The 25,981-nt window shown below is 57.1% G+C and carries 26 protein-coding genes; 16 read left to right on the top strand and 10 right to left on the bottom strand.

Going from position 1 to position 25,981, the window contains the following annotated elements; genetic code table 11:
* Window positions 1–33: 33 nt before the first annotated feature.
* Window positions 34–831, top strand: a complete 798-nt coding sequence (locus tag PGQ95_RS03060; protein ID WP_430916944.1) for a sulfite exporter TauE/SafE family protein — start codon at window positions 34–36, stop codon at window positions 829–831.
* A gap of 81 nt (window positions 832–912) precedes the next feature.
* Window positions 913–1,578 carry an HAD family hydrolase gene (locus tag PGQ95_RS03065; RefSeq protein ID WP_087859187.1) on the top strand — a complete coding sequence of 222 codons (666 nt, stop codon included), beginning with the start codon at window positions 913–915 and terminating at the stop codon, window positions 1,576–1,578.
* Between the two features lie 57 nt (window positions 1,579–1,635).
* Here PGQ95_RS03065 and phnE (PGQ95_RS03070) read toward each other — a convergent pair whose 3' ends face one another.
* The 4 genes from phnE (PGQ95_RS03070) to phnC form a co-directional block, all read right to left on the bottom strand.
* Window positions 1,636–2,520, bottom strand: a complete 885-nt coding sequence (gene phnE, locus PGQ95_RS03070) for a phosphonate ABC transporter, permease protein PhnE (RefSeq protein ID WP_430916946.1) — start codon at window positions 2,518–2,520, stop codon at window positions 1,636–1,638.
* Complete coding sequence (phnE, locus tag PGQ95_RS03075) at window positions 2,517–3,389, bottom strand: phosphonate ABC transporter, permease protein PhnE (RefSeq protein ID WP_046884032.1); 873 nt, start codon at window positions 3,387–3,389, stop codon at window positions 2,517–2,519. Before phnE (PGQ95_RS03075) ends, phnE (PGQ95_RS03070) begins: the two co-directional genes overlap by 4 nt.
* Before the next feature lie 69 nt (window positions 3,390–3,458).
* Entirely contained in the window at window positions 3,459–4,400 is a 942-nt protein-coding gene (gene phnD / locus PGQ95_RS03080; RefSeq protein WP_430916948.1) for a phosphonate ABC transporter substrate-binding protein, read from the bottom strand.
* A gap of 31 nt (window positions 4,401–4,431) precedes the next feature.
* Complete coding sequence (gene phnC, locus PGQ95_RS03085) at window positions 4,432–5,274, bottom strand: phosphonate ABC transporter ATP-binding protein (protein ID WP_213794284.1); 843 nt, start codon at window positions 5,272–5,274, stop codon at window positions 4,432–4,434.
* An 803-nt stretch (window positions 5,275–6,077) separates the two neighbouring features.
* Between phnC and ecpR the strand changes: the two genes are divergently transcribed.
* The 6 genes from ecpR to PGQ95_RS03115 are packed head-to-tail and all read left to right on the top strand — an operon-like array spanning window position 6,078 to window position 12,845.
* Window positions 6,078–6,620 (top strand): ECP biosynthesis operon DNA-binding transcriptional regulator EcpR, encoded by a 543-nt coding sequence (gene ecpR, locus PGQ95_RS03090; protein WP_047063962.1) that lies wholly within the window; start codon window positions 6,078–6,080, stop codon window positions 6,618–6,620.
* A 60-nt stretch (window positions 6,621–6,680) separates the two neighbouring features.
* Entirely contained in the window at window positions 6,681–7,268 is a 588-nt protein-coding gene (gene ecpA / locus PGQ95_RS03095; RefSeq protein WP_015704519.1) for a common pilus major fimbrillin subunit EcpA, read from the top strand.
* 57 nt (window positions 7,269–7,325) lie between these two features.
* Window positions 7,326–7,994, top strand: coding sequence for a hypothetical protein (locus tag PGQ95_RS03100; RefSeq protein ID WP_047080978.1), 669 nt, complete (start codon window positions 7,326–7,328; stop codon window positions 7,992–7,994).
* Between the two features lie 25 nt (window positions 7,995–8,019).
* Window positions 8,020–10,545 carry a CS1-pili formation C-terminal domain-containing protein gene (locus PGQ95_RS03105; protein ID WP_430916950.1) on the top strand — a complete coding sequence of 842 codons (2,526 nt, stop codon included), beginning with the start codon at window positions 8,020–8,022 and terminating at the stop codon, window positions 10,543–10,545.
* A 43-nt stretch (window positions 10,546–10,588) separates the two neighbouring features.
* Window positions 10,589–12,181, top strand: a complete 1,593-nt coding sequence (ecpD, locus tag PGQ95_RS03110; protein ID WP_430917253.1) for a fimbrial adhesin EcpD — start codon at window positions 10,589–10,591, stop codon at window positions 12,179–12,181.
* Window positions 12,150–12,845, top strand: a complete 696-nt coding sequence (locus PGQ95_RS03115; RefSeq protein ID WP_087859193.1) for a fimbria/pilus periplasmic chaperone — start codon at window positions 12,150–12,152, stop codon at window positions 12,843–12,845. Before ecpD ends, PGQ95_RS03115 begins: the two co-directional genes overlap by 32 nt.
* 17 nt (window positions 12,846–12,862) lie before the next feature.
* Here the strand turns inward: PGQ95_RS03115 and PGQ95_RS03120 are convergent, their stop codons facing one another.
* Window positions 12,863–14,044: an amidohydrolase gene (locus PGQ95_RS03120; RefSeq protein WP_113373711.1), complete on the bottom strand. Its 1,182-nt coding sequence runs from the start codon at window positions 14,042–14,044 to the stop codon at window positions 12,863–12,865.
* A gap of 11 nt (window positions 14,045–14,055) precedes the next feature.
* Window positions 14,056–15,249 (bottom strand): MFS transporter, encoded by a 1,194-nt coding sequence (locus tag PGQ95_RS03125; RefSeq protein WP_430916953.1) that lies wholly within the window; start codon window positions 15,247–15,249, stop codon window positions 14,056–14,058.
* Between the two features lie 134 nt (window positions 15,250–15,383).
* On the opposite strand from PGQ95_RS03125, the gene PGQ95_RS03130 reads away from it, so the two are divergent.
* Window positions 15,384–16,292, top strand: a complete 909-nt coding sequence (locus PGQ95_RS03130) for a LysR substrate-binding domain-containing protein (protein WP_213794280.1) — start codon at window positions 15,384–15,386, stop codon at window positions 16,290–16,292.
* Here PGQ95_RS03130 and PGQ95_RS03135 read toward each other — a convergent pair.
* Genes PGQ95_RS03135 through PGQ95_RS03150 form a run of 4 tightly spaced genes read right to left on the bottom strand, consistent with a single transcriptional unit; the run spans window position 16,252 to window position 19,328 of the window.
* Complete coding sequence (locus tag PGQ95_RS03135; protein ID WP_213794279.1) at window positions 16,252–16,956, bottom strand: amino acid ABC transporter permease; 705 nt, start codon at window positions 16,954–16,956, stop codon at window positions 16,252–16,254. The genes PGQ95_RS03130 and PGQ95_RS03135 overlap by 41 nt on opposite strands.
* On the bottom strand, window positions 16,946–17,698 hold the full coding sequence (locus PGQ95_RS03140; protein WP_430916955.1) for an amino acid ABC transporter permease: 753 nt from the start codon (window positions 17,696–17,698) through the stop codon (window positions 16,946–16,948). Before PGQ95_RS03140 ends, PGQ95_RS03135 begins: the two co-directional genes overlap by 11 nt.
* On the bottom strand, window positions 17,695–18,513 hold the full coding sequence (locus PGQ95_RS03145) for an amino acid ABC transporter ATP-binding protein (protein WP_430916957.1): 819 nt from the start codon (window positions 18,511–18,513) through the stop codon (window positions 17,695–17,697). The genes PGQ95_RS03140 and PGQ95_RS03145 overlap by 4 nt, the downstream gene beginning before the upstream one ends.
* 5 nt (window positions 18,514–18,518) lie before the next feature.
* Window positions 18,519–19,328 carry an ABC transporter substrate-binding protein gene (locus PGQ95_RS03150; RefSeq protein WP_430917255.1) on the bottom strand — a complete coding sequence of 270 codons (810 nt, stop codon included), beginning with the start codon at window positions 19,326–19,328 and terminating at the stop codon, window positions 18,519–18,521.
* Window positions 19,329–19,608: 280 nt separating this feature from the next.
* On the opposite strand from PGQ95_RS03150, the gene PGQ95_RS03155 reads away from it, so the two are divergent.
* The 7 genes from PGQ95_RS03155 to tauD all read left to right on the top strand — a co-directional run bounded on the left by PGQ95_RS03155 (window position 19,609) and on the right by tauD (window position 25,978).
* A complete protein-coding gene (locus PGQ95_RS03155) occupies window positions 19,609–19,785 on the top strand; it encodes a hypothetical protein (RefSeq protein WP_015368101.1) in 177 nt (58 codons plus the stop codon).
* Window positions 19,786–20,013: 228 nt separating this feature from the next.
* Window positions 20,014–21,423 carry an S-methylmethionine permease gene (mmuP, locus tag PGQ95_RS03160; RefSeq protein ID WP_430916959.1) on the top strand — a complete coding sequence of 470 codons (1,410 nt, stop codon included), beginning with the start codon at window positions 20,014–20,016 and terminating at the stop codon, window positions 21,421–21,423.
* A complete protein-coding gene (gene mmuM / locus PGQ95_RS03165) occupies window positions 21,410–22,342 on the top strand; it encodes a homocysteine S-methyltransferase (RefSeq protein WP_015368104.1) in 933 nt (310 codons plus the stop codon). Before mmuP ends, mmuM begins: the two co-directional genes overlap by 14 nt.
* 221 nt (window positions 22,343–22,563) lie before the next feature.
* Entirely contained in the window at window positions 22,564–23,526 is a 963-nt protein-coding gene (gene tauA / locus PGQ95_RS03170) for a taurine ABC transporter substrate-binding protein (protein WP_047042419.1), read from the top strand.
* Window positions 23,527–23,538: 12 nt separating this feature from the next.
* The gene (tauB, locus tag PGQ95_RS03175) at window positions 23,539–24,306 is read left to right on the top strand and encodes a taurine ABC transporter ATP-binding subunit (protein ID WP_045380937.1); all 768 of its coding nucleotides are present in this window, start codon (window positions 23,539–23,541) and stop codon (window positions 24,304–24,306) included.
* Complete coding sequence (gene tauC / locus PGQ95_RS03180) at window positions 24,303–25,130, top strand: taurine ABC transporter permease TauC (protein WP_430916962.1); 828 nt, start codon at window positions 24,303–24,305, stop codon at window positions 25,128–25,130. The genes tauB and tauC overlap by 4 nt, the downstream gene beginning before the upstream one ends.
* Window positions 25,127–25,978, top strand: coding sequence for a taurine dioxygenase (gene tauD / locus PGQ95_RS03185; protein WP_015704533.1), 852 nt, complete (start codon window positions 25,127–25,129; stop codon window positions 25,976–25,978). The genes tauC and tauD overlap by 4 nt, the downstream gene beginning before the upstream one ends.
* The last annotated feature ends 3 nt before the right edge of the window (window positions 25,979–25,981 follow it).

Consider the following 25,981-nt stretch of genomic DNA (forward strand, 5'->3'; position numbering starts at 1 on the left):
ATATCGTTACCTCCCTGAATGGAGGAACGGTAGATGATATTTGGGCTTTTTGTTTGCGGATTGTTGTCCGGGGTAACCACCTGGCTGTTTGGCTTCGGCGGCGGCTTTGTTACCGTGCCGCTGCTTTACCTGCTGCTGAGCCATCAGGGCGCAGTAGGCGGTCAGGCGATGCAAATAGCGGTAGCGACGTCGGCGCTGGTGATGCTGTGCACGTCGCTGTTGGCAAGCGGCCGCCATCTGCGCGCCGGAACGGTTCACTGGCGCTCCCTGCTGCCGATACTTAGCGGCATCGCCATCGGCGGTATTGCCGGCGCGGCGCTGGCGCTGAGGGTCAACGGCGAGTGGATCCGCTGGCTGTTCATTTTGTACCTGGCGGTGACCATTGTGGATTGCTACGTTCGCCCCGGCTTTATGGCGCCGTCGACGGCTTGCGCACCGTCGAGTGCAGGGCGCGAGACTATCCTTGGCGGCGGGATTGGCCTGATTGCCGCCTTCCTTGGCGTTGGCGGCAGCGTGATGACCGTACCGCTGATGCGCCGGCGTGGCGCGACGATGGCGCAGGCCGCGGCGATGGCCAATCTGTTGACGTTGCCGCTGGCGGCGACCGCCAGCCTGGCGTGGCTGCTGATGGCGCCGATGGCGGCGTTGCCCTCCGGTTTCATCGGCAATATCTGGTGGCTGGCGGCCGGATTGCTGGTAGCCGGAAGCTGGCTGGGATTGCGGGGCGCATCGCGCTGGTTGGCAAAACTTCCCGATCGCTGGCACGTGCGGATCTACCCGCTACTATTGCTACTGGTGCTGCTGGCGATGTGCTTTGGCGGGGTGGGCTGAAAGCGCTGGCGGATCATGCTCCTGTCATCTTCTTTATACATGCTCTCGCAGGCTTATATTACTGATTATGGAAAATGACTGATGTCTAATGCTGTGACGATTTTCGATCTGGATAACACCCTGATTAAAGGGGACAGTAGTACGCTGTGGAGCCAGTTTATGGTGCGCGAAGGCTGGGTGAGCGATCCGGAATATCTGGCGCGCGAGGCGCAGCTGATGGCGGATTACGACCGCGGGGAAATGAATATCGCCGATTATGTCGCGCTGATTCAGGCGCCGCTGATCGGCATCCCGCAGGGGCAGGTGGATACGCTGGTGGCGCGATTCGTGCGCGAAAAGGTGTTGCCGCGGGTCTACCCGCAGGCATGGGACGTTATTCGTACCTTACAGGCGCGAGGGGAAAAAATGTTGGTGATCTCCGCCTCGGTAACGCTGCTGGTGCAGGCGATAGCCGCCGAGCTGGGAATTGAACAGGCGTTGGGTATTGATGTTGAAATGGCGGATGGCGGCTACAGCGGTGTGATTGCCGGTACCCCGAGCTATCAGCAGGGCAAAGTGACGCGCCTGGCGCAGTGGCGCGAGGCGCATCCTGACTATACTGGCGAAGTCACTTTTTATACCGATTCGATAAACGACCTGCCCCTGTGCCTGCATGCGGATCGCGTGCGGTTGGTCAACCCCTGTCCGCAGCTGCTGGCAGCCAACGCCCGGCACGGCTGGCCGGTGCTGGCGTGGCGGATCGAATAACGAGACGTTTTCCCTGGTTCGTAGCCCCGGTAAGCGTAGCGCCACCGGGGAGAGGGGTTATTGCTGACTTTGATACAACGGCACTACGCTGCCGCCGATATAACGGCGGCGCAGCCAGGCGGAGAGGGTGTCCATGACCATGACCACCGCGACCAGCAACAGGGTAATAAACATCACCACATCCCAGTTCCACAAACGCATATTTTCCGCGTAGATGAGGCCAATCCCGCCCGCGCCGACAAAACCTAACACCGCGGCGGAACGGGTGTTGGATTCAATCTGATATAAACTCAGCGCCAGGAAAGTCGGGAACGACTGGGTGAAAATGCCGAAGCGGTGTTTCTGCAGACCATTAGCGCCGACGGCGGTGAGGCCGCGTCCCGGCGAACGATCTACCGCCTCGTGGCCTTCAGCATACAGGCGGCCCAGCAGGCCGGTATCCTGCATAATAATCGCCAGTACCCCGGCCAGCGGCCCGAGCCCTACGGCGCGCACGAAAATCAGACCCCAGATAGCCATATCGATACCGCGCAGCATGTCGAACAAGCGGCGCATCAACACGGCGATAATGCCGGGAATCACGCCGCGCATAATATTGCGCGCCGCCAGGAATGACAGCAACAGCGCGATGACCGTCGCGGTAATCGTCCCGGCGAAGACGATGGCAAGCGTAATGGCGATTTGCGTGAAGTAATAGGCAAACGGCCAGTTCCAGAAATCGTGCCAGACGAACATCCGCAGCAGATATCGCCCCATCTGCTGTAGACCAGTCGCCAGTTGTTCGCTGCTGATACCGAACTGCATAAAGAACCAGACGTAATAAAGTATGCTCGCCAGCGCCAGCACGCCGACGTAGCGCAGATATCGCCCCTGAGTCTTATACAGCGCCTGATGCTGGCGGCGGCTGGCGGCGATATCCGGTTGATGTTGCCATTGGCTCATTTTTTCCCCTCCAGAACCCACTGGCGCAGGCGGCCGGAAAGCATATCCAGCAGCGACACCACAATAATGATCAGCAGCAGCGTCATGCTGACCTGATCGTAACGATCGAGCTTAATGTTGGTCATCAGCTCCTGGCCGATCCCGCCGGCGCCCACCAGACCAAGAATGGTGGATGAACGGAAGTTAATCTCAAGGCGCATGAAGCCGTAAGAGAGAAAAATCGGTTTCACCTGCGGCCACAGGGCAAAACGCACCTTCTGCAGCGCTGATGCCCCGCATGCCGCCAGCCCGCGCACCGGTTTATCCTGCGCGCTTTCCACCGCTTCATAGAACAGTTTGGTCAGGCTGCCGACCGTATGCAGCATCAGCGCCAGAAAACCGGGGATCGCGCCGATACCGAACGCCATGACGAAAATGACCGCCCAGGCCAGCTCTGGCATGGTGCGTAAAAAGGCCACCAGCACGCGAACGGCGAAGCGTAGCGGCGCCGGTGACCAGGCGTTATTGGCGGCGAGGAAAGCCAGTATCGTCGCTACCGCGACCGCCACCAGCGTGGAGGCCAGCGCCAGCTGCAGCGTCTCCCAAATCAGCGGCAGCTGAATCGGTAGGCGATAGCCCCAGTACGCCAGCGAGCCTTTGGTATGAGAATCGGCTAACAGGACGCCAGGATGCAGCGTCGGCAGCGTCTCGAACATATAATCGAGAAAGTTTGGCAACGAGCGCCAGATGGTGAACAGATTAAACTCGGCGGCGTGCCCGGCGGCAAAGTAGAGCGCCAGCAGCACCAGCGACCAGCCGAAGGTATCGCGCTTTTGCCGCGTCCTGACCTGCTGGTAATAACGTTCAAATTCGGTATGGGTATTATTCATGCGGCGAAAAGGTCTTTAACGTAGCGCCGCCGTCCGCATTGATCTGCGAACGGCGGCATCAGTACGGGATTAACGCGCGCTAACCAGTTCGCGTTTCATATCGATGATCTGCTGGAAATCGGCCACGCTGCCCGGGCCGATGTGCTGAGTACCGCCCATCGCTTTCACAAAACAGGCGTGATCCTCGGTATCCAGTTTTTTAAGCGCGGTGACGACTTTGGCTTTGAAGTCCGCCGGCAGCGCATTGCTAACGAGGATCGGGCCGTTCGGGATCAGCGGCGATTGCCAGATAATCCGGATTTGCTTCATCAAATCCGGATGATCCATGCGAATCAGGCGATTAAAAGCGCCTACGCTGTAGCCGCTGTTGTAGTCGCCGACCATTGAGGTCCAGGTGACCGCACCGGCAAACTGGCCGTTCAGCACGCCGAGAATGTCCTGCTCGTGGCCGCCGGAGAAGGTGACGCTGGAGAAGAAGTTATTGTATTTGTTATCCGCGTCGCCGCCGAATTTCTGTTTAAAGGCGTGGTTTGGAATTAAATAACCGGAAGTGGAATCCGGGTCGGCGAAGCCAAAGGCTTTGCCTTTTAAATCGTCCAGCGTTTTATACGGGCTGTCAGCTTTGACGATGACCACCGAGTGGTAGCCGCGGGACTGATCTTTATCATCAACGGCGATACCGACAATATCGACGGCTTTCGGGTTATTGATATAGACCGAGGCATAAGAAGAAGGCGACATACTTAATACGACATCGACTTTACCACCCAGCAGTCCCTGAATGACGCCAGAATAATCGGATGAGTTACGTAATTTGGTATCGACCTTCAGCTCTTTATCAAGAAACTGTTTCACGCACTGGTTATCGCCAATTTGCTGCGTGGCGTTTTGACCGCCGAGGATCCCCAGATTTAATTCCTTCGGCTGTTCAGCGGCGCTCGCTTGCCACGTCAGTAACAGAGCTGCGAGTGCTGCGGATAAACGAACTGCGCCATTAATATGTTTGTTCATTATTTTGCCCGTGTGTTTTTACTAAAGGAAATTAATGCAATTGGCTAATTTCATCGCCGTACAACCGATGCAGGACATCCTGAGTCAGCTGTGCGGGATGATCGTCGAAAATGATGCGGCCTTTGGCGACGCCAATGACCCGGGTGCAGTACTCTTTGACCAGTTCGACCGAATGCAGGTTGACCATCACGCTAATCCCCTGGCCGCTGATTTCCCGCAATACGTTCATAATTCGCTGGGTGTTTTTGGGATCGAGCGAGGCGACGGGTTCATCCGCCAGCAGGATCCCGGGGTTTTGCATCAGCGCGCGGCAAATCGCCACGCGCTGCATCTGGCCGCCGGAGAGGTTTTCCGCCCGCTGTAGCGCGTGCGGCAACATGTTCATCCACTCGAGAAGAGAGATGGCGCGAGCCCGGTCGGCGTCGGGGAAAACCTTAAACAGCGACTTCAGAGTTGAGGTCTGACTCAGGCGGCCCAGAAGTACGTTAGTCAGCACATCAAGACGCGGCACAAGGCAGAAGTCCTGGAAAATCATGCCACACTCGCTGCGCCAGGCGTTGAGCGCGCGTCCTTTCAGGCGTGAAACATCATGCGGCATACCGACTTCCGGAAAGCTGAGAATTTCACCGCCGGTAGCGCTGTGAGTGCCGTTAAGGACATGCAGCAGCGTAGATTTCCCGGCTCCCGAGCGGCCAATCACTCCCACCAGCTCGCCGGCATGCAGGTCAAAACTGATGTTATCGAGGACGGTTTGCTGCGCATTATAAGATTTACTCAGGTTGCGCACGCTTAAGACTTTCCGCTGCCGGGTTGGGGTGATGGGCGTAATTAGCGAAAATTCGGTTTCCGCCACCGCGGCAAGAGAGCTGTTCATAAGAGTGTCCTGGTTCGTCATAAACTGGCCACTATTAATCGCGTTTTGTGTGAACTTTCGATGACGGTAAGGCGAACAAATAATGAAAGCGTGATGAAACGCTTATCTGCAAGGCAAGAGGAACATGTCAGCGGCAATCATTGCGTAATGGACTACACTAATGAAAATGAGAGTAAATAAGAAAGAAATATGAGAAGTAATCTCATTCTCTTAGATATCATTCTTTCATTGGATTAATAGTCCTCTGCAAGTGGTTTTTTTGTTTATGTTTAGGCTTTTTGTGCGGTGCTTAAAACCATTCATGCAGCTTATGATTGGGTGAATCGTCTTGTAAATAATGATTGTGTGGCATTATCCTCTTACTTTTGTGTGTTATTAAGATTTTTCGCAGCGTCACTTATCTTGTCCATTAAGAATATTCCTAATGAATTAGGGTTATGATCCTGGATGATATAATAATCGATTCGGATTGTAGGAATTTTCGATCAATAACCACATGAAATTAAATGTTTTTTGTTTTTGAGCAAAAAATAGGATTTCGCCAAAAAGCAAAAAATTGACATAAATGAGAATTAGCTTCACATCCTGCTTGTTGACACTTAATCAGAAAAAACCTAAATTTGAATCCAACAAAAAATATAAATCGATAAATAATTTCGACATTATTAATTATTAAATAATGCCGCTGGTGTTTTATTATAACCAATTTAAACAGGGGTAATTTGCAGGTTTAATCTCTGCAGGCCTGGCTATCGGCGATGGGGTGAAAGGTAGTATTCCAGGATGAAGAGGATAAACAGTATATGGACGAACAATGCTCCCTTGATAAGTGTATTTGGCCAGCCCATGATACTTATTTTTTAAAAGGCTTATCGGAACTCATTTTAGATATCGAAGAACTTATTTATTTGTCACTGGATAAAATATGTAAGGATTTTTTGTTTATCAATCTGAGTACCAATGCATTAAATTACTTTATTCGCTATGACAACGACTGGTTAGCCAAGGCCAAGGGCAAACAAATCATTCTGATTGCCGCGAGAAAGTCAGAAGCGTTAGCCAATTATTGGTATTACAACGGTGATATTCGCGGCGTGGTGTATGTCGACCTCGCGCGCGATATAAGAAAAGATCTGGCCTATGTAATTAATGGCCGGTTTCTGCGTAAAGATATAAAGAAAGAAAAAATTACTGACCGGGAAATGACGGTGATCAGAATGACGGCCCAGGGAATGCATCCGAAATCTATCGCCAGAATTGAAAATTGCAGTGTGAAAACTATTTATACCCATCGGCGAAATGCTGAGGCCAAGCTGTATTCAAAAATTTATAAATTAGTTATGTAACGTTTATTTAGTGGTACACCGGGACGACTTGTCCTTAATTAAACTCAGGATGAAAAAGCTATGAAAAAAAAGGTTATTGCTATTGCTCTGGTAACGGCGTTTGCTGGAATGGGTGTTGCTCAGGCTGCTGATGTCACTGCTCAGGCCGTTGCTACCTGGTCTGCAACCGCGAAAAAAGACACTTCCAGCAAACTGGTTGTTACCCCGCTTGGCAGCCTGGCTTTCCAGTATGCCGAAGGGATTAAAGGCTTTAACTCACAAAAAGGTCTGTTTGATGTTGCGGTTGAAGGCGATACCACGGCGACTGCCTTCAAACTGACTTCACGTCTTATCACTAACACTCTGACTCAGTTGGATACCTCCGGCTCAACGCTGAGCGTGGGCGTGGATTATAACGGCGCCGCGGTAGAAAAGAGTGCTGACACCATCATGATCGACACCGCTAACGGCGTACTGGGCGGCAACCTCAGCGCGCTGTCTAACGGCTACAACACCGCAGGCCGCACCACCGCGCAGGACGGCTTTAACTTCTCCATCATCAGCGGTACCACCGACGGCACCACCGCGGTAACCGATTACAGCACGCTGCCGGAAGGGATCTGGAGCGGTGACGTGAGCGTGCAGTTCGACGCAACCTGGACCAGCTGATTTTCTCGTAGCACCGGGCAGGGGGAATACCCCTGCCTCTTCATGGACTGAACGCTTATGAAAAAACATCTCCTGGCCATTGGCCTGCTGCTTGGATTGGCTAACCCTGCGCGGGCGCTGGATGTCGGCGATATCTCTTCCTTTATGAACAGCGGCAGCAGCACGCTGAGTAAAGAGATTAAAAATACCACCGACAGCGGCCGCTTAATCAACATTCATCTGGAACGTCTCTCTTCACCGCTGGATGGCGGCAAAGTGATCCCGATGGATAAACAGGATGAAGTCCTGCTGACCCCCGCTAGCTTGTTATTGCCCGCAAAGGCCAGTGAAGTGGTGCGCTTTTTCTACAAAGGCCCGGCGGATGATAAAGAGCGCTACTACCGCATTGTCTGGTTCGATCAGGCCTTAAGCGATGCCCAGCGCAATGGCTCCCAGCGCAGCGCCGTGGCCACCGCTTCAGCCCGCATCGGCACCATTCTGGTGGTGGCGCCGCGTCAGGCTAATTTTCGCTATCAGTTTGCCGGCGACACGCTGACCAATACCGGGAACGCCACCCTGCGCATCATCGCCTATGGCCCGTGTCTGAAAATCGCCGATGGCAAAGAGTGCAAAGAAAACTACTACCTGATGCCGGGGAAATCGCGTCGCTTCACGCGCGTCAATATTGCTGACAAAAAAGGACGGGTCGCGCTCTGGCAGGGCGAGCAGTTTGTTCCCGTGAAATAGACATGTGTGCTGATGGATTAAGACTATGCCTTTACGACGGATCACCCCTGGACTGAACGCGCTGCTTGCCTCCGGCATGGTTCTTTTGCTGGCGCCTTATAGCGACAGCATGGCCGCCGAGCACGTGCAGCAAATCGGCGGCGTGATTATCCCGCAGGCTTTCAGCCAGGCTTTGCAGGACGGCATGAGCATCCCTCTGTTTATTCATCTTGAAGGCAGCCGCGATAATCAGAACGATCAGCGTATCGGCGCCGCGTATATCTGGCTTGATGGCGATGTGCTGCGGGTTCGGCAAATCACCCTTGAAGAGGGCGATGACAACGCTCGCGTCAGCGACGAGACACGTCAACAGCTCAGCCGTTTATCCAATGAGGCTTTCAACGATGCGCTGAAGATCCCCTTAACCGATGCCGCGCAGCTGCAACTTAGTCTGCGCCAGTTGCTGCTACAACTGGTGGTGAAACGTGAGGCGCTGGGAACCGTGCTGCGGTCGCGCAGCGAGGATATTGGCCAGTCGAGCGTTAAAACCTTCAGTAATAACCTTACCTACAACCTCGGGGTCTACAACAACCAGATGCGTAGCGGCGGTAGTAATACCTCCAGCTATTTGTCACTCAATAGCGTTAGCGCGCTGCGCGAGCATCACGTGGTGCTCGACGGCTCGCTGTACGGCATCGGCACCAGCCACCAGGACAACGAACTGTATAAAGCGATGTACGAGCGCGACTTCGCCGGGCACCGTTTTGCCGGCGGGATGCTGGATACCTGGAACTTACAATCGCTGGGGCCGATGACCGCGATTTCGGCCGGTAAAATCTACGGCGCGTCGTGGGGCAACCAGGCTAGCTCGACGGTATTTGATAACAGCCAGTCGGCGACGCCGGTGGTGGCATTCTTACCGGCGTCAGGCGAGGTCCACCTGATGCGTGACGGGCGCCTGTTAAGCGTGCAGAACTTCGTCATGGGGAATCATGAAGTTGATACCCGAGGCCTGCCGTACGGTATTTACGACGTTGACGTCGAAGTTATCGTCAACGGAAGAGTGGTCAGCAAACGCACCCAACGCGTCAACAAGCTGTTTACTCGCGGACGCGGCGCGGGCGCGCCGCTGGCCTGGCAAATCTGGGGCGGCAGTTTCCATATGGATCGCTGGTCGGAAAGCGGTAAAAAGACGCAGCCGGCGAAAGAGAGCTGGCTGGCGGGGGCATCGGCTTCCGGATCGCTGAGTACGTTCAGTTGGGCGGCCACCGGCTACGGTTACGATAACAATGCCGTCGGCGAAACGCGCATCACGCTGCCGCTGACCGAGGCGGTGAATATTAATCTGCAAAACATGCTGGCCAGCGACAGCTCCTGGAGCAGTATCGGCAGCGTTAGCGCCACTTTGCCCGGCGGCTTTAGCTCGCTGTGGATTAACCAGGAAAAGACCGTTATCGGCGATAAGCTGCGCCGCAGCGATGCCGATAACCGGGCGATCGGCGGCACGCTGAACCTGAACGCCCTATGGTCAAAACTAGGCACTTTTAGCATCAGCTACAACGATGACCGCCGCTACAACAGCCATTACTACACGGCGGATTATTACCAGACGATTTATAGCGGCTCTTTTGGCTCGCTAGGCCTGCGCGCGGGCTTACAGCGCTATAACAACGGTGATAGCAACGCCAACACCGGGAAATATATCGCCCTCGATTTATCGCTGCCGCTGGGCAACTGGTTCAGCGCCGGGATGACCCATCAGAATGGCTATACCATGGCCAACATTTCGGCGCGTAAGCAGTTTAATGAAGGGGCGATTCGAACCGTCGGCGCCAATATTTCGCGGGCGATTTCCGGCGATACCGGCGACGACAAAACCTTAAGCGGCGGCGCTTATACGCAGTTTGAAACGCGTTATACCAACGGTACGCTGAACGTCAACAGCGGCGCCGACGGCTACGTGAACACCAATCTGACCGCCAGCGGCAGCGTCGGCTGGCAGGGGAAAAACATCGCCGCCAGCGGGCGAACCGACGGCAACGCCGGAGTGATCTTCAATACCGGGCTGGAAGACGACGGCAAGCTCAGCGCTAAGGTTAACGGGCACATCGTGCAGCTCAGCGGTAAACGCAACTACCTGCCGCTGTCGCCGTACAGCCGCTATGAAGTCGAACTGCAGAACAGTAAAAACTCGATCGACAGTTACGACATTGTCAGCGGTCGCAAGAGTCACCTGACGCTTTATCCCGGTAACGTGGCGGTGATCGAGCCGGAAGTGAAGCAAATGGTCACCGTCTCCGGGCGCATCCGCGCCGAAGACGGCACGCTGCTGGCGAACGCGCGCATTAATAACCATATCGGGCGCACCCGCACCGATGAGAACGGTGAATTTGTCATGGATGTCGATAAAAAATATCCCACCATCGATTTTAGCTACGGCGGAAATAAAACCTGCGAAGTGGCGCTGGAGCTCAGCCAGGCGCGCGGCGCGGTATGGGTAGGGGACGTAGTATGCAGCGGTCTTTCTTCATGGGCGGCGGCGCAGCAGACAGGAGAAGGTAATGAAAGCTAAGTGGCTACTCGCTTTGGCGACGCTGACGATTGCGTCGCTGGCGATGAACGCTAAGGCGGCGGTGACAAAATATTCTGAAGCTGCTGCTCCGGCGCGCGAATTTGTCTTTGTCGAGAACAACTCTGATGACAACTTCTTTGTCACCCCTGGCGGCGCGCTGGATCCCCGTCTGACCGGCTCAAACCGCTGGACCGGGTTAAAATCAACCGGTTCTGGCGATACCGCGTACCGTCAGGTCAGTCTGGGTTATATCGATGATGGTCACAACCATGGGATCTCCGCTAATTACCGGTTTGATATGTGGCTGGAGAATGCGCCGGTCTCTCACCCTTTACTGGGTTTACGGTGTATTAACTGGTACTCGGGATGCGACCTGGCAACCAGCCTGATTTTACCCCAGTCAACCGATGCTAATGGATTTTACGGCGTCTCAACGGGGAGCGGGACGAAATGGCGGCACGGGATGATGTCCGATGCCTTTTATCAATACCTGCAGCAGATGCCGATCGGCGGTAGTTTTACGATGACGATTAATTCCTGCCAGACATCGGTCGCTTACGATGCGAGCAAAGGCGAGCGTTGTAAAGATCAGGCGTCAGGTACCTGGTATATCCGTGACGTAACCCATACCAAAGCGGGGCACTTACGCCTGATAAACACCCACTCACTGGCGGAAGTGTTTATCAACAGCGACGGCGTGCCCACGCTGGGTGAAGGCAATGCCGATTGCCGTACACAAACGATTGGTTCTCGCTCCGGTTTAAGCTGCAAAATGGTTAACTATACGCTGCAGACTAATGGGTTAAGCAACAGTTCGATTCACATTTTCCCGGCTATCAGTAACTCTGCGCTGGCATCGGCAGTAGGTAACTACGATATGCAGTTCAGTCTTGATGGTAACTCATGGAAACCGGTCAACGGCATTCTGCAGTATTACACTTTTAACGAGATGAAGAGCTCTGATTCTATCTATGTCTTTTTCTCCAGTAACTTTTTCAAGCAGATGGTGGCGTTGGGCATTAGCGACATTAACACCAAAGACTTGTTTAACTTCCGTTTTTATAACACCACTTCGCCGGAATCCGGCTGGTATGAATTCTCGACATCCAATAGCCTGATTATCAAACCGCGTGATTTCAGCATCAGCATTATCTCCGATGAGTACACTTCGGCGCCTACGCGTGAGGGTTACGTCGGCAGCGGCGAACCGGCGCTGGATTTCGGCTACATCGTCACCACCAGCGGCAAAACCGCCGCCGATGAGGTGTTGATTAAAGTGACCGGCCCGTCACAGGCGATTAGCGGGCGCTCGTATTGCCTGTTCAGCTCGGCGGACGGTACCGCGCAGGTGCCGTTTCCGGCGTCGCTCTCTTTCATTACCCAAAGCGGGGCGACGAAAAGTTACGATGCCGGCTGCGACGATAGCTGGCACGACATGACCGATGCGCTATGGCTGACCACGCCGTGGACTGATATTTCCGGCGATGTGGGGCAGATGGATAAAACAACGGTGCGCTTCTCGATTGCTATGGACGATCCTATCTCGCTGCGCACTATCACCGACAACGGCTGGTTTGGCGAGGTCAGCGCTTCAGGAGAGATTCATGTCCAGGCGACGTGGCGTAACATTAATTAAGCTGGCGCTGGCGAGCCTGTGGCTGCTGGCTACGCCGCTGGCGCAGGCGATTTCTGTCGGTAATCTGACCTTTTCGCTGGCCTCTGACGCTGAGTTTGCGGCGAAGAGAGTTATCAACAACAATAAAAGCGCGCGGCTATATCGGGTGTCGATCGTTGGCATCGACCGGCCCGGCGGCCGTGAGGTGCGCCTGCGTCCGGCGGACGGCGAACTGCTGTTCGCCCCGCGCCAGCTGACGCTGCAGGCGGGCGAAAGCGAATATTTTAAGTTCTATTATCACGGGCCGAAGGATAACCGCGAACGCTACTATCGGGTCTCGTTTCGTGAAATTCCCACCCGCAACCTGGTGATGCGCGCCCCGGCGGGCGGGCAGATCAGCATGGAGCCAGTGGTGGTGATGGATACCATTCTGGTGGTGCGCCCGCGGCAGGTTCAGTTTAAATGGGCGTTCGATAAAGCGGCGGGAAGCGTCAGTAATACCGGCAATACCTGGTTTAAGCTGCTGATCAAACCGGGATGCGACACCACGGAAGAGGAGGGGGACGCCTGGTATCTGCGCCCCGGCGATGTCGTTCGCCAGTCGTCGCTGCGTAAGCCCGGCAACCACTACATCATCTATAACGAGAAATTTATTAAAATCAGCAATGATTGCCCGGTGAAATAGCCGGGCATTCGCCTGATTTATTCCTCGTTCAGCAACTGACTCACCAGCGCGATATGGGTCTTAATGCCGACCGCCAGCGCATCTTCGTCGATGCGAAAATGCGGGTTGTGCACGTTCCACGTCGCCCCTTTTTGCGGGTTGCCACAGCCGATAAACAGGAAGGTACCGGGGATTTTCTCCTGGTAGGAGGAGAAATCCTCGCTGCCGAATAGCGCCTTATCCTGCAGCTGCAGCGTGCCTGCCGGGAAATGGCGGGCTATGGCTTCGCGGGCGATATGATTGGTGGCGTCGTGGTTGTTGCCCACCGCATAGCCCTGCTGCCATTTGATTTCGTAGCTGGCGCCGTGGGCGGCGGTGATGCCGTCGATAATCCGCGCCATCAGCGGCGGTACCGCCTCGCGCACCTGCTGGCTATGGGTACGCAGCGTTCCGGCCAGGCGCGCGCTGTCGGGGATCACGTTATAGCTATCGCCGGCCTGAAAAGTGGCGATAGTTAGCACCGGCGCGTTGGCCGGGTCGATATGGCGGGCGACGATCTGCTGCAGCGCGCCGACCACTTCCGCGCCGATGGTCACCGGATCGATACAGTGCTGCGGCATCGAGCCGTGGCCGCCTTTGCCGCGAATGGTGATATCAAAGTTATCGCTGGAAGCGACGTACACCCCCTCTTTCAGGGTTATCACGCCAACCGGGCTGGTGGGGAAAACATGCAGGCCGAAAATATGTTCAACGTCGTCAACCACGCCCAGCTCAACCAGCTCACGCGCGCCGCCCGGCGGCACCTCTTCCGCTGGCTGGAAGATGAATTTAATGCTGCCGTGCAGCTGTTCGCGAAGCTGGCACAAGACTTTCGCCGCCCCCATCAGCATCGCGGTATGCGCGTCGTGACCGCAGGCGTGCATCACCCCGGGCTTCGTTGAGCAGAATGCTTCACCACTCTCTTCCTGGAGCGGCAGGGCATCGATATCGGCACGCAGCGCCCACATGGGCCCAGGATGCGCGCCACGCAGTACGGCAATCACGCTATTTTCCAGCGGGCGGCTGATCTCAAGGCCGGAAAATAGCGCCAGCTCGCGGGCGATGTAATCGGCGGTCGGCTTCTCGTTAAACGACAGATCCGGGTGGGCGTGGATATGCCGACGCCAGCGCAGCGCTTCCTCGGCCGCGGCGGAAATGAATTGTTCAGTGGCGTGATGCATCAGTGACTCCTTCAATCAATTACGGGCTGACTGACGACGGTTTTACGTTTCATGAGCGGTAGCACCGCCAGCGCGGAGCAAACCATCGCCAGTGAAAGAAACAGGAAAGCGCTGGCGTAGCCGTGGGTTTTCTCCACCAGATAGCCAATGACGATCGGTGAAACAAAGCCGCCGAGGGTACCGCCGGTATTAATCAGACCGATGGCCGAGCCCATCATATTTTCCGGCAGGCGCTTCATCGGCAGGGTAAAGGCGGTAACGAAGGTCGACATCAGGAAAATTTCGCCGATAAACAGCAGCAGGCTGGCGATAAGCGGCGTCCGGGCGTGGAAGATGGCGAAGATCGCCACGGCGCTGATTAGCGCGCTAATAGCAATCACCAGCGGTTCGCGATTAAGAAAATATTTACCCACCAGCCAGCCGGTACCGAGCGATGAGATCCAGATCCCAAGCCCCCCCGCGGCCACCACGTAGCCGGATGCAGAAAGCGACATTCCCATACTCTGAACAAAAAACTTCGGCAGCCAGGCCATCAGGCCATAGCTGGGAATATTGACGCAAAAGATAGCCAGAAAGAGCAGGATAACCGTGGGGGTACGCCACAGGGCGGCGCCAGCGGCGCTCTGTTTCGCGACCACCGCCGTCGGCTGTCGGCGCGGCACGCGCAGGGCGATCAGCAGGGCGATAGCGCAGGCAACGATCCCCAGTACGGTGAACGACAGATGCCAGCCAAGCAGCGCCAGCGCGTTAACGGCGATAATCGGCCCAATGGTCATTGCCAGTCCCGCTGACGACAGCAATATCGATTGGGCGAAGGTACGTTGTTCAAGAGTGAAGTTGCTTACCACCGCCTTGGCGCAAGAGCAGGGATAGCCGGAGTGGCCGATGCCTGACAGAAAGCGGAACAGCAGCAGCAGGCCGAAGCTCGCTCCTAGCAGGCCAAAGCACAGCGCGAATAGCCCCAGCGCCGCCAGCGACAGCACCAGCATCGTTTTGTAGCCAATGCGATCGTTAAGCCAGCCCGCCGGCACCTGAAACAGCGAATAGGCGAGAAAAAAGATGCCGGTAATGTAGCCCAGCTGTTCGGCATTGAGGCCGAACTCCTTTTCGATAGGCAGCAGCGCGAAGCCGGTGACGGTTTTGTCGATGTAAACGACTACGTAGCCGATAAACAGTAAGAAGATCATCTGAGACTGACTTTTCATTTTTTTCCGCCCGGTGTCTCATGGTTGCATGTGTTGTCGTGGGGAATTCCCCCACTGCATCCTCAGGCTTTACCCGCGCGGCGGGAAGATATAATTTTTCTATAGGTGATGCTTTTTTCTGATAGGGGTGAGCGGTGAAATATCTTCCCAAATTGAACCAGCTGCAGGCGCTACGGCAGGTGGCGCGTAGCGGCAGCATCCGCTCGGCGGCGCGTGAACTGGGGCAATCGCAGCCGGCGCTGAGCCGGACATTACGTGAGCTGGAGCAAATCCTCGGCACGCAACTTTTTCTGCGCAGCAAAGAAGGCGTCGCCCTGACCGAAGCGGGAATCGCTTTCTTACAGCGCGCGGAGTGGGTGCTGGAGGAGCTGCGGCGCGCGGCGGATGAGGTGGAACAGATAAACCATGTCACCCACGGTCGGCTGACGGTCGGTTTTTCGTCGCTGATTGCCCTGACGGTGTTTCCGCAGGTGGCCGAAGGATTTAAGCAAGCGCTGCCGCAGGTACAGATGACGGTGAAAGAGGGGCAGCTTTCGTCGCTGCTGCCGGGCGTCCGCAGCGGAGAGATTGACCTGGCGATCGGATCGGTCGACCCGATGCATCCGCCGGAAGGGGTGATGCTGGAACCGCTGTTTACCGCGCCGTTCTGCGTCATCGCGCGCAAGGGGCATCCGCTGGCCCAGGAGAGCGATCTGCTGGCGCTGCGTAAAGCCCGCTGGCTGCTGCCGGAGTCGCCGATGGGTTACTATCAGCAGCTACAAAACGAGCTGATTCACTTTTATCGCCAGGTGTCGATTACCCCGCTGCGCACCGACTCGGTGATTGTCGGCTTGCAGATGGTACTGGAATCCGATTATCTGACCATCGTCGCGCGCGCCATGAGCCAGCCGCTGCAGCTTGGCGATAAGCTGGTCACGCTGCCGGTATCCACGCTCCCGGCGGCGCAGTATTGCGCGGTATGGTCGCAAAAATCGGCGCTCACCGCCAATGCCCGGCTGTTTCTCAATCGACTGCGAAGCGCCTGTCAGCGCTACGCCTGGTAAAACGGCGGCTCGCCAGCTGGCTGAGGGCGCAGCACAGCAAATAGTAAACCGCGCCGGTAAAGACGAATATCGCCAGCGGATAGATTTGCACCCGGTTATTGACCTGCCCGGCGACGGTGGTGAGTTCCGGCACGTTGACGATAAACGCCAGCGAGGTGTCTTTCAGCAGGCCGATAAAAATGCCGACCAGCGACGGCTGGACGTTGCGCAGCGCCTGCGGCAGCAGGATTAAGCGTAGCGTTTGGCCGGGGGCGAATCCCTGCGTCAGCGCCGCTTCATGCTGGCCGCCGGGCAGGGCGCGCAGCCCCGCCAGCACCGAGTGCATCACCGAGGCGGCGGTGAACCACGCCAACGCCAGCGTGACCGTCACCGCGCCCGGCAGATCGCCGCCGGTCATCATCGGCAGCAGATACCATAGCCAAAAAATAACGAAGATCAGCGGGATACCGCGAATAATTTCCGCCCACAGGAACAGCAGACGACGGACCGCTCCGCCGTAGCGCCAGGCGGCGCAGGCCAGCAGGATCCCACCCGGTAGCGCCAGCGCGGTTGCGCCGATGGCCATCAGTAAGGTGAGCGCCACGCCGCCGGGTTGGCCTTCCGCCAGCCGTCCCCACAGCAGATAATCAAGGTTGTCGGCGATCACCGCGAGGTTAGCGTTCATGTTGTGCGCTCCGTGGCTGACGATATCCCGGACCGAAGCGCGTCAGCGCCAGCCCCATAGCGATACCCAGCGCCAGATACAGTACGGTGCCGATAGCAAAGGCCTCCAGCGCGTGGGCGTTATAGCTTTCGATTTGCCGCACCTGATAGGTGAGTTCGGCAAAGCCGATACCGCTGGCCAGCGAAGAGAGTTTCATCAGGTTCAGGTACTGGCCGACAATCGGTTGCCAGGCGTTGGCCAGCCCCTGCGGTAGCAGAATAAAACGTAATTCCCCCCACGGGCTAAATCCCTGCGACAGCGCCGCTTCGCGCTGGCCGTGGCTCACGGCGCGCAACCCGGCGGCAATCTCTTCCACCAGAAATGCCGAGGTAAATACACCGAGCCCCCACATTGAGCAGAGAAATTCCGGCGTCAGCCACCAGACGTCGCCCGGTAGAATCGACCAGCTATGGGAGTCGTTGATAAAATCGCGCGCCGCCAGCGGCAGCAGGTTCCAGGCGGCGAAGTACCAGAACAGCAGTTGAACCAGCAGCGGCGTATTGCGAAACAGCGATACCCACGCCGCCACCAGCCAGCGGCCGGGGCGTCCGCCGCCGAGACGCAGGGCCAGCAGCAGGATCGCCAGCGCGGTGGCCAGCAGTATCCCGGCCACGCTGACCCAGACGGTAGTGAGAAAACCGGAGATAATCCACTGTAGCGGCTGGCCGCTAAGTACGCCATGCCAGTCGAGAATTGCCATCACTCAATGCTCTCCTGATGCAGCGGGTCGAGCACCTTCTGCAGAAAACGGCGGGTACGCGCATGCTGCGGGCGGGCGAAAAATTCCGCCGGCGGCGCGGTTTCGAGGATTTCGCCACCGTCGATAAACACCACCCGATCGGCAATTTCGCGGGCAAACTGCATCTCGTGAGTGACCACCACCATGGTGATACCGCTGTGGGCCAGGGCTTTCATCACCTGCAGCACTTCGCCGATCATCTCCGGATCCAGCGCCGAGGTCGGTTCATCGAACAGGATGATTTGCGGCGAGGAGGCAAGGGCGCGGGCGATGGCGACGCGCTGCTGCTGGCCGCCGGAGAGCTGAGCGGGCATCTGCCGCGCTTTATCCGTGAGACCGACCTGGGTGAGTAATTCCAGCGCCCGCTTTTGGGCGGCATCGTGTTGCCAGCCGTGCACGCGCTCCAGCGCGAGGGTAATATTCTCCTGCGCCGTCAGGTGAGCGTAGAGATTGAACTGCTGAAAAACGAAGCCGATCCGGCTGCGTAATTGGCGCAGCGCGCTGCCGGTCAGGTGGCGGGTCGGTTTGCCATCGATGAGGATCTCGCCGTCGCTTAAGGATTCAAGCTGGTTGATCAGGCGGATCAGCGTTGATTTACCCGATCCTGATGGCCCGAGGATCGCCACCACTTCGCCGGGGTTGACCGTTAAATTAACGCCGTTTAGTACCTGATGATCGCCGTAGCGTTTAACCACGTCGCGAAAGGTAATACTGGCCTGCTGCAGATGCGAGAAATCCGCGGCCGAAGCCGCGGAGCGTGAAAATAAGGCGGAAAACATCAGGGTTATTTCGCTTCTATGGTAAAGGCGCGCGGCTGCGGAGAGGCGGTGCCAGGGCCAAACCAGGTGTCGTAGATTTTCGCCGCCTGGCCGGATTTTTCCAGCTTAACCAGCTCGTCGTTTACCGCTTTCAGCAGCGCCGGTTCGCCTTTTTTCACGCCGACGCCAATCTCTTCTTTGCTCAGCAGGTCCGGCAGAATTTTAAAGTTGGCTTTATCCGGCGCGTCCGCCAGCAGCCCGGCGAGAATGGTGCTGTCCTGGGTAATCGCCTGCACGTTGCCGTTTCGCAGGGCGGTCAGCGCCAATGGAATATCGTCATAGGAGAGTACCCGCGACTGCGGGAAGCGCTGGTGCAGCGCCTGTTCGCCGGTGGTACCTTTTACCGCGCCGATGCGCGCTTTGCTGTAGTCATCCAGTTTATCCGGCGACTTAGCCGGAACCAGGAACTGCTGGCCGGTCACAAAGTAGGGCGTTGAGAAATCAATTACCTGCGCGCGCTCCGGGGTAATGGTGATATCGGCGACGATCAGGTCGGCCTTACCGGACTGCAACAGCGGAATACGGTTAGCCGGGTTAGTGGCCACCAGCTCAAGCTTGACGCCAAGAGATTTTGCCAGAGCTTGCGCGAAATCGACGTCGTAACCCACCAGCTGATGGGTTTTAGCATCCACGGAACCAAACGGCGGGTTGGCGTCGAAGGTGGCGACCTTCACCACCCCGGCGGCTTTGATATCGGCTAACTGGTCGGCCTGCGCCTGGGTGGCCAGCAGCAGCGCGCCCAGCGCAAAAGCGATTTTGGTATAAGTTTTATGCATCATCATTCCCCTGAATCCCTGTTTTGTTTTGTGTTTATCACGCTCCCACAAAAGCGCCTCGTCCGGCAAAGAAGAAAAAATTCTTATCTATAACCAAAATCTCTTAATAAAAATGGGGGTATTGCTGTTAACCAAATCGCTTTTACAGGAAGGGGTTAGTCACCGAAGCGCAGCGGCGAATATGCATCTTCCAGGATTACAAATTCGGAATTGATATTTCCCGCCCGTCGGCGATTGTGGTTGAAATAACAACAACGCAAACCCGACCGATGGAGGAGAAATGAAAGTAGCGCTGTGGCAACGGATTACCGGCTGGCTGGCTTTTTTATCTAACGGAGAAGCCGGGCAGCAAGATGGTCAACGGATGATGGAGGCGATCTTGCCGGTCGCCAGCCTGTATGGCGTGGATCTCGGCAACGTGGAAACCCGGTGGTTTCGCCATGACAAAACATACTGAGCGGCGCTGGACGCGCGAAGCCTACTGGAACGAGGTGTGCTCTGTGTAGCCGAAGGCTGCTTGCGGTTGCGGTAAAAAGGAGAGGCTCCGCAGCCCAAGCAGCTTTAAACCCGGTCCCCAAAGCCTGTTGGTCCTGTTTTTTCCCTCCCCGTTTTGCAATTTCCCCGCCGTCACGGTATAAATGACCTTCATTTGGATGTTTAGACGTCCATACATAAAGAAGGCAATATGCAAACAACATCACAACAACAAGGTGGGCAACTTAAGCGCACCATGAAAACGCGCCACCTGATTATGCTCTCGCTGGGCGGCGTCATTGGCACAGGGTTATTCTTCAATACCGGCTATATTATCTCGACCACCGGCGCGGCGGGCACGCTGCTGGCGTATCTGATCGGCGCGCTGGTGGTCTGGCTGGTGATGCAGTGTCTTGGCGAACTGTCGGTGGCGATGCCGGAAACCGGCGCCTTTCACGTGTATGCCGCGCGTTATCTTGGCCCGGCGACCGGCTATACCGTGGCGTGGCTCTACTGGCTGACCTGGACCGTGGCGCTCGGCTCGAGCTTTACCGCCGCCGGATTCTGTATGCAGTACTGGTTCCCGCAGGTGCCGGTGTGGGTCTGGTGCGTGATTTTCTGCGCGGTGATTTTCGCCCTGAATGTTATCTCTACCCGCTTCTTTGCCGAAGGCGAATTCTGGTTCTCGCTGTTCAAAGTGATCACCATCATTGCTTTTATTATTCTCGGCGGCGCGGCCATCTTCGGCTTTATTCCGCTGACTGACGGTTCACCGGCGCCGGGGCTGCATAACATCACCGCCGAAGGCTGGTTCCCTCATGGCGGCCTGCCGATCCTGATGACCATGGTGGCGGTGAACTTCGCTTTCTCGGGCACCGAACTTATCGGCATCGCCGCCGGCGAGACGCAAAACCCGCATCAGGTGATACCGGTCGCGATCTGCACCACTATTGCCCGGCTGATTATTTTCTTTATCGGCACCGTTTTCGTGCTCGCGGCGCTGATCCCGATGCAGCAGGCGGGGGTGGAAAAAAGCCCGTTCGTACTGGTGTTTGAAAAGGTCGGTATTCCTTATGCGGCGGATATTTTTAACTTCGTGATCCTGACCGCGATTTTGTCGGCGGCCAACTCCGGCCTGTATGCCTCCGGACGGATGCTGTGGTCGCTATCAAATGAGAAGACGTTGCCAGCCTGCTTTGCCAAAGTGAATAAACGCGGCGTGCCGCTAACCGCGCTGTCGGTGAGCATGCTGGGCGGCGTGCTGGCGCTATTTTCCAGCGTAGTCGCGCCGGATACGGTGTTTGTTGCGCTGTCGGCGATTTCCGGTTTTGCGGTGGTCGCGGTATGGCTGAGCATCTGCGCGTCGCATTTTGTCTTCCGCCGCCGCCATCTGCAGCAGGGCAAAGCGTTAAGCGAGCTGCACTATCGCGCGCCGTGGTATCCGCTGGTGCCGGCGCTGGGGTTTGTCCTCTGCCTGGTGGCCTGCGTGGGGCTGGCCTTTGACCCAAGCCAGCGTATTGCGCTGTGGTGCGGGATCCCGTTCGTCGCGCTGTGTTATGGTGCTTTCTATCTGACTCGTACACGGAAATTAACTCAGGAGCCGCAACATGCCGCAGAATAATCCGCTAACCGCTATCCTTGAAACGCAACCGTTCGTGCTGCTGGATGGCGCGATGGCGACGGAGCTGGAAGCGCGCGGCTGCAATCTGGCCGATAGTTTATGGTCGGCGAAGGTACTGCTGGAAAACCCGCAGCTGATCCGCGATGTGCATCTCGACTATTTCCGCGCTGGCGCACAGGTGGCGATCACCGCCAGCTATCAGGCAACACCGGCAGGCTTTGCCGCCCGCGGACTGGATGAGGCGCAGTCGAAGGCGCTGATAGGTAAAAGCGTCGAGCTGGCGCGTAAAGCCCGCGAGGCGTATCTGGCGGAAAACCCGCAGGCGGGAACGCTGCTGGTGGCCGGGTCGGTCGGGCCATATGGCGCGTATCTGGCGGATGGTTCTGAGTATCGTGGCGATTATCAGCGCAGCGCGGAGGCGTTTCAGGCGTTCCACCGCCCGCGCGTCGAAGCGCTGCTGGATGCCGGGGCGGATCTACTGGCCTGTGAAACGTTGCCGTCGTTTGCCGAAATCACGGCGCTGGCGGCGCTGCTGCGTGACTACCCGCGCGCCCGCGCCTGGTTCTCGTTGACCCTGCGCGATGCCGAACATCTCAGTGACGGCACGCCGCTGCGCGAGGTTGTTGCGGTATTGGCCGATAATCCTCAGGTGCTGGCGCTGGGGATTAACTGTATCGCGCTGGAAAATACCACCGCCGCGCTGCAGCATCTGCACAGCCTGACGTCGCTGCCGCTGGTGGTCTATCCTAACTCCGGCGAGCACTATGATGCGCTGACCAAGACCTGGCATCATCACGGCGAAGCCTGCGCGACGCTTGCGGCCTATCTGCCGCAGTGGCTGGCGGCTGGCGCCAGGCTGATTGGCGGCTGCTGTCGCACCACGCCGCAGGATATCGCCGCGCTGGCGGCGGGCCGCTAACACCTGTATTTCTTTCCCCCCGGATGGCGGCGCTCCGCGCCTGATCCGGGCTACCAGTACCGCGAGCCGGGGGAACCCATTTCTTTAATCCCTGTTTTTAACTATCTAATCCCGATTTTCTTCTAAAAACGATTCGCTATTAGGCAGAATTTTTAATTACTTCATCTCCACGCTGATGCCGGAAATACTGCACCCATAACAACTAAGGGGAAGCAGACACTATGGCATTCACATCGCGAATTACTCTTCTGGCGGCGCTGGCTTTCGCTGCCTTCCAGGCGCAGGCGGTTAACGTCACCGTCGCCTATCAAACCTCCGCTGAACCGGCGAAAGTCGCCCAGGCGGACAACACCTTCGCCAAAGCCAGCGGCGCCACCGTTGACTGGCGTAAATTCGACAGCGGCTCCAGCATCGTACGCGCGCTGGCCTCAGGCGATGTGCAAATCGGCAACCTCGGTTCCAGCCCGCTGGCGGTGGCCGCCACTCAGCAGGTACCGATTGAAGTGTTCCTGCTGGCCTCAAAGCTTGGGAATTCCGAAGCGCTGGTGGTGAAGAAAGATATCACTAAGCCGGAAGATCTGATTGGCAAACGCATTGCGGTACCGTTTATTTCGACCACCCACTACAGCCTGCTTTCCGCGCTGAAACATTGGGGAATCAAACCGGGCCAGGTACAGATTATCAACCTGCAGCCGCCGGCGATTATTGCCGCCTGGCAGCGCGGCGATATCGATGGCGCTTACGTGTGGGCGCCAGCCGTTAACGAACTGGAAAAAGAGGGCAAGGTGCTGACCGACTCCGCGCAGGTGGGGCAATGGGGCGCGCCGACGCTGGATGTCTGGGTCGTACGTAAAGACTTTGCCGAGCAGCATCCGGAAATCGTGAAAGCTTTCGCTAAAAGCGCCATCGACGCGCAGCAGCCCTATATCGCCAACCCGGATGCGTGGCTGAAGCAGCCGGAAAATCTCAGCAAGCTGTCGCGTCTGAGCGGCGTGCCGGAGGCGGATGTACCGGTGTTAGTCAAAGGCAATACCTATCTTACCGCCGCCCAGCAGGCGCAGGAGCTTAACGGCCCGGTGAACCAGGCGATTATCGATACCGCGAAATTCCTCAAAGAGCAGGGGAAAGTGCCGGCCGCAGGAACCGACTATAGCCAGTTCGTTACCGACCGTTTCGTGAAATAAAAGGAGGCTCCGATGCTGCAAATCTCGCATCTCTCCGCTGATTATGGCGGTAAACCAGCGCTGGCGGATATCAACCTGACGCTGGACAGCGGCGAACTGCTGGTGGTGCTGGGCCCCTCCGGCTGCGGCAAAACCACGCTGCTGAACCTGATTGCCGGATTCGTGCCTTACCAGCACGGCAGCATCACTCTCGAAGGCCGCCGCATCGACGGGCCGGGCGCCGATCGCGGCGTGGTGTTTCAAAATGAAGGCCTGTTGCCGTGGCGCAACGTGCTGGATAACGTCGCGCTGGGATTACAGCTGGCGGGGGTTGAAAAGACCCAACGCCGGGAAATCGCCGCGCAGATGTTAAAAAAAGTCGGCCTGCAGGGGGCGGAAAAGCGCTTTATCTGGCAGCTTTCCGGCGGCCAGCGCCAGCGTGTCGGTATTGCGCGCGCGCTGGCGGCGGATCCGCAGCTTTTGCTGCTGGATGAGCCCTTCGGCGCGCTGGATGCCTTTACTCGCGAACAGATGCAAACCCTGCTGCTGCGCCTGTGGCATGAAACCGGCAAGCAGGTGCTGTTGATTACCCACGATATCGAAGAGGCGGTATTTATGGCCAGCGAGCTGGTGCTGCTGTCGCCGGGGCCAGGGCGGGTGCAGGAACGCCTGCCGCTGGAGTTTGGCCGCCGTTTTGTCGCCGGTGAATCCTGCCGTAGCATTAAATCGGATCCGCAATTTATCGCCCAGCGCGAATATGTGCTTAGCCGGGTGTTCGAACAACGGGAGGCTTTCTCATGAGCGTGGTCCTCAATGATAAACCGCGCCAGCGCGCGCTGAAGTGGCGCTGGCCGCTATCACGGCAGTTGACCCTTAGCGTAGCGACGCTGGCGGTGTTGCTGGCTATCTGGTGGGCGGTGACCGCGTTGCAGCTGATTAGCCCGCTGTTTTTACCCTCGCCGTGGCAGGTATTGCAGAAGCTACTCACCATTGCCGGGCCGCAAGGCTTTATGGACGCGACCCTGTGGCAGCATTTGGCGGCGAGCCTGACGCGTATCGCCATCGCGCTGGTACTGGCGGCGATCGTCGGCGTGCCGGTGGGGATCGCTATGGGATTGAGCCAAACGGTACGCGGGATCCTCGACCCGCTGATCGAACTGTATCGTCCGGTACCGCCGCTGGCGTGGCTGCCGCTGGTGATCATCTGGTTCGGCATTGGCGAAACGCCGAAAATCTTACTGATCTATCTGGCGATTTTTGCCCCGGTAGTGATGTCAACGCTGGCGGGGGTAAAAAGCGCGCAGCAGGTCCGCGTTCGCGCCGCGCAGTCTTTAGGGGCCAGTCGCGCTCAGGTGCTGTGGCTGGTGATCCTACCGGGCGCGCTGCCGGAAATTCTCACCGGCCTGCGCATTGGCCTTGGCGTCGGTTGGTCGACGCTGGTGGCGGCGGAGCTGATTGCCGCCACTCGCGGCTTAGGTTTTATGGTGCAATCCGCCGGTGAATTCCTGGCGACCGATGTGGTGTTAGCCGGGATCGCGGTGATTGCGATAATCGCATTTGTTCTGGAACTGGGACTGCGCGCGTTGCAGCGCCGCCTGACGCCCTGGCATGGAGAAGTACAATGAGTGAACGTCTGAGCATTACCCCGTTGGGACCGTATATTGGCGCGCAGGTGGCCGGAGCCGATTTGACCCGTCCGTTAAGCGACAATCAGTTTGAGCAGCTATACCACGCGGTGCTGCGCCATCAGGTGGTGTTCCTGCGCGAGCAAAATATCACCCCGCAACAGCAGCGCGATCTGGCGTTACGTTTTGGCGATTTGCATATCCATCCGGTCTATCCGCATGCGCCGGGCGTGGATGAAATTATCGTGCTTGATACCCATAACGATAATCCGCCGGACAACGATAACTGGCATACCGACGTGACCTTTATCGACACGCCGCCGGCAGGGGCGATTCTGGCGGCGAAGGAGTTACCTTCTACCGGCGGCGATACCCTATGGACCAGCGGTATTGCCGCCTGGGAGGCGCTCTCTGAACCGTTTCGCCAACTGTTGAGCGGGTTACGCGCGGAGCACGATTTCCGCAAATCGTTCCAGGAGTATAAGTACAACAAGACGGAAGCGGAGCATCAGCGCTGGCGTGAGGCGGTGGCGAAGAACCCGCCGCTGTTGCACCCGGTGGTACGTACCCATCCGGTAACCGGTAAGCAGGCGCTGTTTGTCAATGAAGGATTTACCACCCGCATTGTGGATGTCAGCGAGAAAGAGAGCGAGGCGCTGCTGAACTTCCTGTTTGCTCACGTCACTAAACCGGAATTCCAGGTGCGCTGGCGCTGGCAGCCGAACGACGTGGCGATTTGGGATAACCGGGTGACGCAGCATTACGCTAACGCCGACTATCTGCCGCAGCGGCGCATCATGCACCGCGCGACAATTCTTGGCGATAAGCCGTTCTACCGGGCGGGATAAACG

Source organism: Klebsiella sp. 141240 (assembly GCF_050600805.1).
GTDB classification, from domain to species: domain Bacteria; phylum Pseudomonadota; class Gammaproteobacteria; order Enterobacterales; family Enterobacteriaceae; genus Klebsiella; species Klebsiella aerogenes.

Coding starts and splice junctions, on each gene's coding strand:
- PGQ95_RS03125 (WP_430916953.1), bottom strand. CDS start 15,249: ATGAAAAGTCAGTCTCAGATGATCTTCTTACTGTTTATCGGCTACGTA.
- PGQ95_RS03065 (WP_087859187.1), top strand. CDS start 913: ATGTCTAATGCTGTGACGATTTTCGATCTGGATAACACCCTGATTAAA.
- phnC (WP_213794284.1), bottom strand. CDS start 5,274: ATGAACAGCTCTCTTGCCGCGGTGGCGGAAACCGAATTTTCGCTAATT.
- PGQ95_RS03060 (WP_430916944.1), top strand. CDS start 34: ATGATATTTGGGCTTTTTGTTTGCGGATTGTTGTCCGGGGTAACCACC.
- mmuP (WP_430916959.1), top strand. CDS start 20,014: ATGCAAACAACATCACAACAACAAGGTGGGCAACTTAAGCGCACCATG.
- tauC (WP_430916962.1), top strand. CDS start 24,303: ATGAGCGTGGTCCTCAATGATAAACCGCGCCAGCGCGCGCTGAAGTGG.
- ecpR (WP_047063962.1), top strand. CDS start 6,078: ATGGACGAACAATGCTCCCTTGATAAGTGTATTTGGCCAGCCCATGAT.
- PGQ95_RS03155 (WP_015368101.1), top strand. CDS start 19,609: ATGAAAGTAGCGCTGTGGCAACGGATTACCGGCTGGCTGGCTTTTTTA.
- PGQ95_RS03105 (WP_430916950.1), top strand. CDS start 8,020: ATGCCTTTACGACGGATCACCCCTGGACTGAACGCGCTGCTTGCCTCC.
- ecpA (WP_015704519.1), top strand. CDS start 6,681: ATGAAAAAAAAGGTTATTGCTATTGCTCTGGTAACGGCGTTTGCTGGA.
- tauD (WP_015704533.1), top strand. CDS start 25,127: ATGAGTGAACGTCTGAGCATTACCCCGTTGGGACCGTATATTGGCGCG.
- tauB (WP_045380937.1), top strand. CDS start 23,539: ATGCTGCAAATCTCGCATCTCTCCGCTGATTATGGCGGTAAACCAGCG.
- phnE (WP_430916946.1), bottom strand. CDS start 2,520: ATGAGCCAATGGCAACATCAACCGGATATCGCCGCCAGCCGCCGCCAG.
- PGQ95_RS03120 (WP_113373711.1), bottom strand. CDS start 14,044: ATGCATCACGCCACTGAACAATTCATTTCCGCCGCGGCCGAGGAAGCG.
- phnE (WP_046884032.1), bottom strand. CDS start 3,389: ATGAATAATACCCATACCGAATTTGAACGTTATTACCAGCAGGTCAGG.
- mmuM (WP_015368104.1), top strand. CDS start 21,410: ATGCCGCAGAATAATCCGCTAACCGCTATCCTTGAAACGCAACCGTTC.
- PGQ95_RS03115 (WP_087859193.1), top strand. CDS start 12,150: ATGTCCAGGCGACGTGGCGTAACATTAATTAAGCTGGCGCTGGCGAGC.
- ecpD (WP_430917253.1), top strand. CDS start 10,589: ATGAACGCTAAGGCGGCGGTGACAAAATATTCTGAAGCTGCTGCTCCG.
- phnD (WP_430916948.1), bottom strand. CDS start 4,400: ATGAACAAACATATTAATGGCGCAGTTCGTTTATCCGCAGCACTCGCA.
- PGQ95_RS03100 (WP_047080978.1), top strand. CDS start 7,326: ATGAAAAAACATCTCCTGGCCATTGGCCTGCTGCTTGGATTGGCTAAC.
- tauA (WP_047042419.1), top strand. CDS start 22,564: ATGGCATTCACATCGCGAATTACTCTTCTGGCGGCGCTGGCTTTCGCT.
- PGQ95_RS03145 (WP_430916957.1), bottom strand. CDS start 18,513: ATGTTTTCCGCCTTATTTTCACGCTCCGCGGCTTCGGCCGCGGATTTC.
- PGQ95_RS03135 (WP_213794279.1), bottom strand. CDS start 16,956: ATGAACGCTAACCTCGCGGTGATCGCCGACAACCTTGATTATCTGCTG.
- PGQ95_RS03150 (WP_430917255.1), bottom strand. CDS start 19,328: ATGCATAAAACTTATACCAAAATCGCTTTTGCGCTGGGCGCGCTGCTG.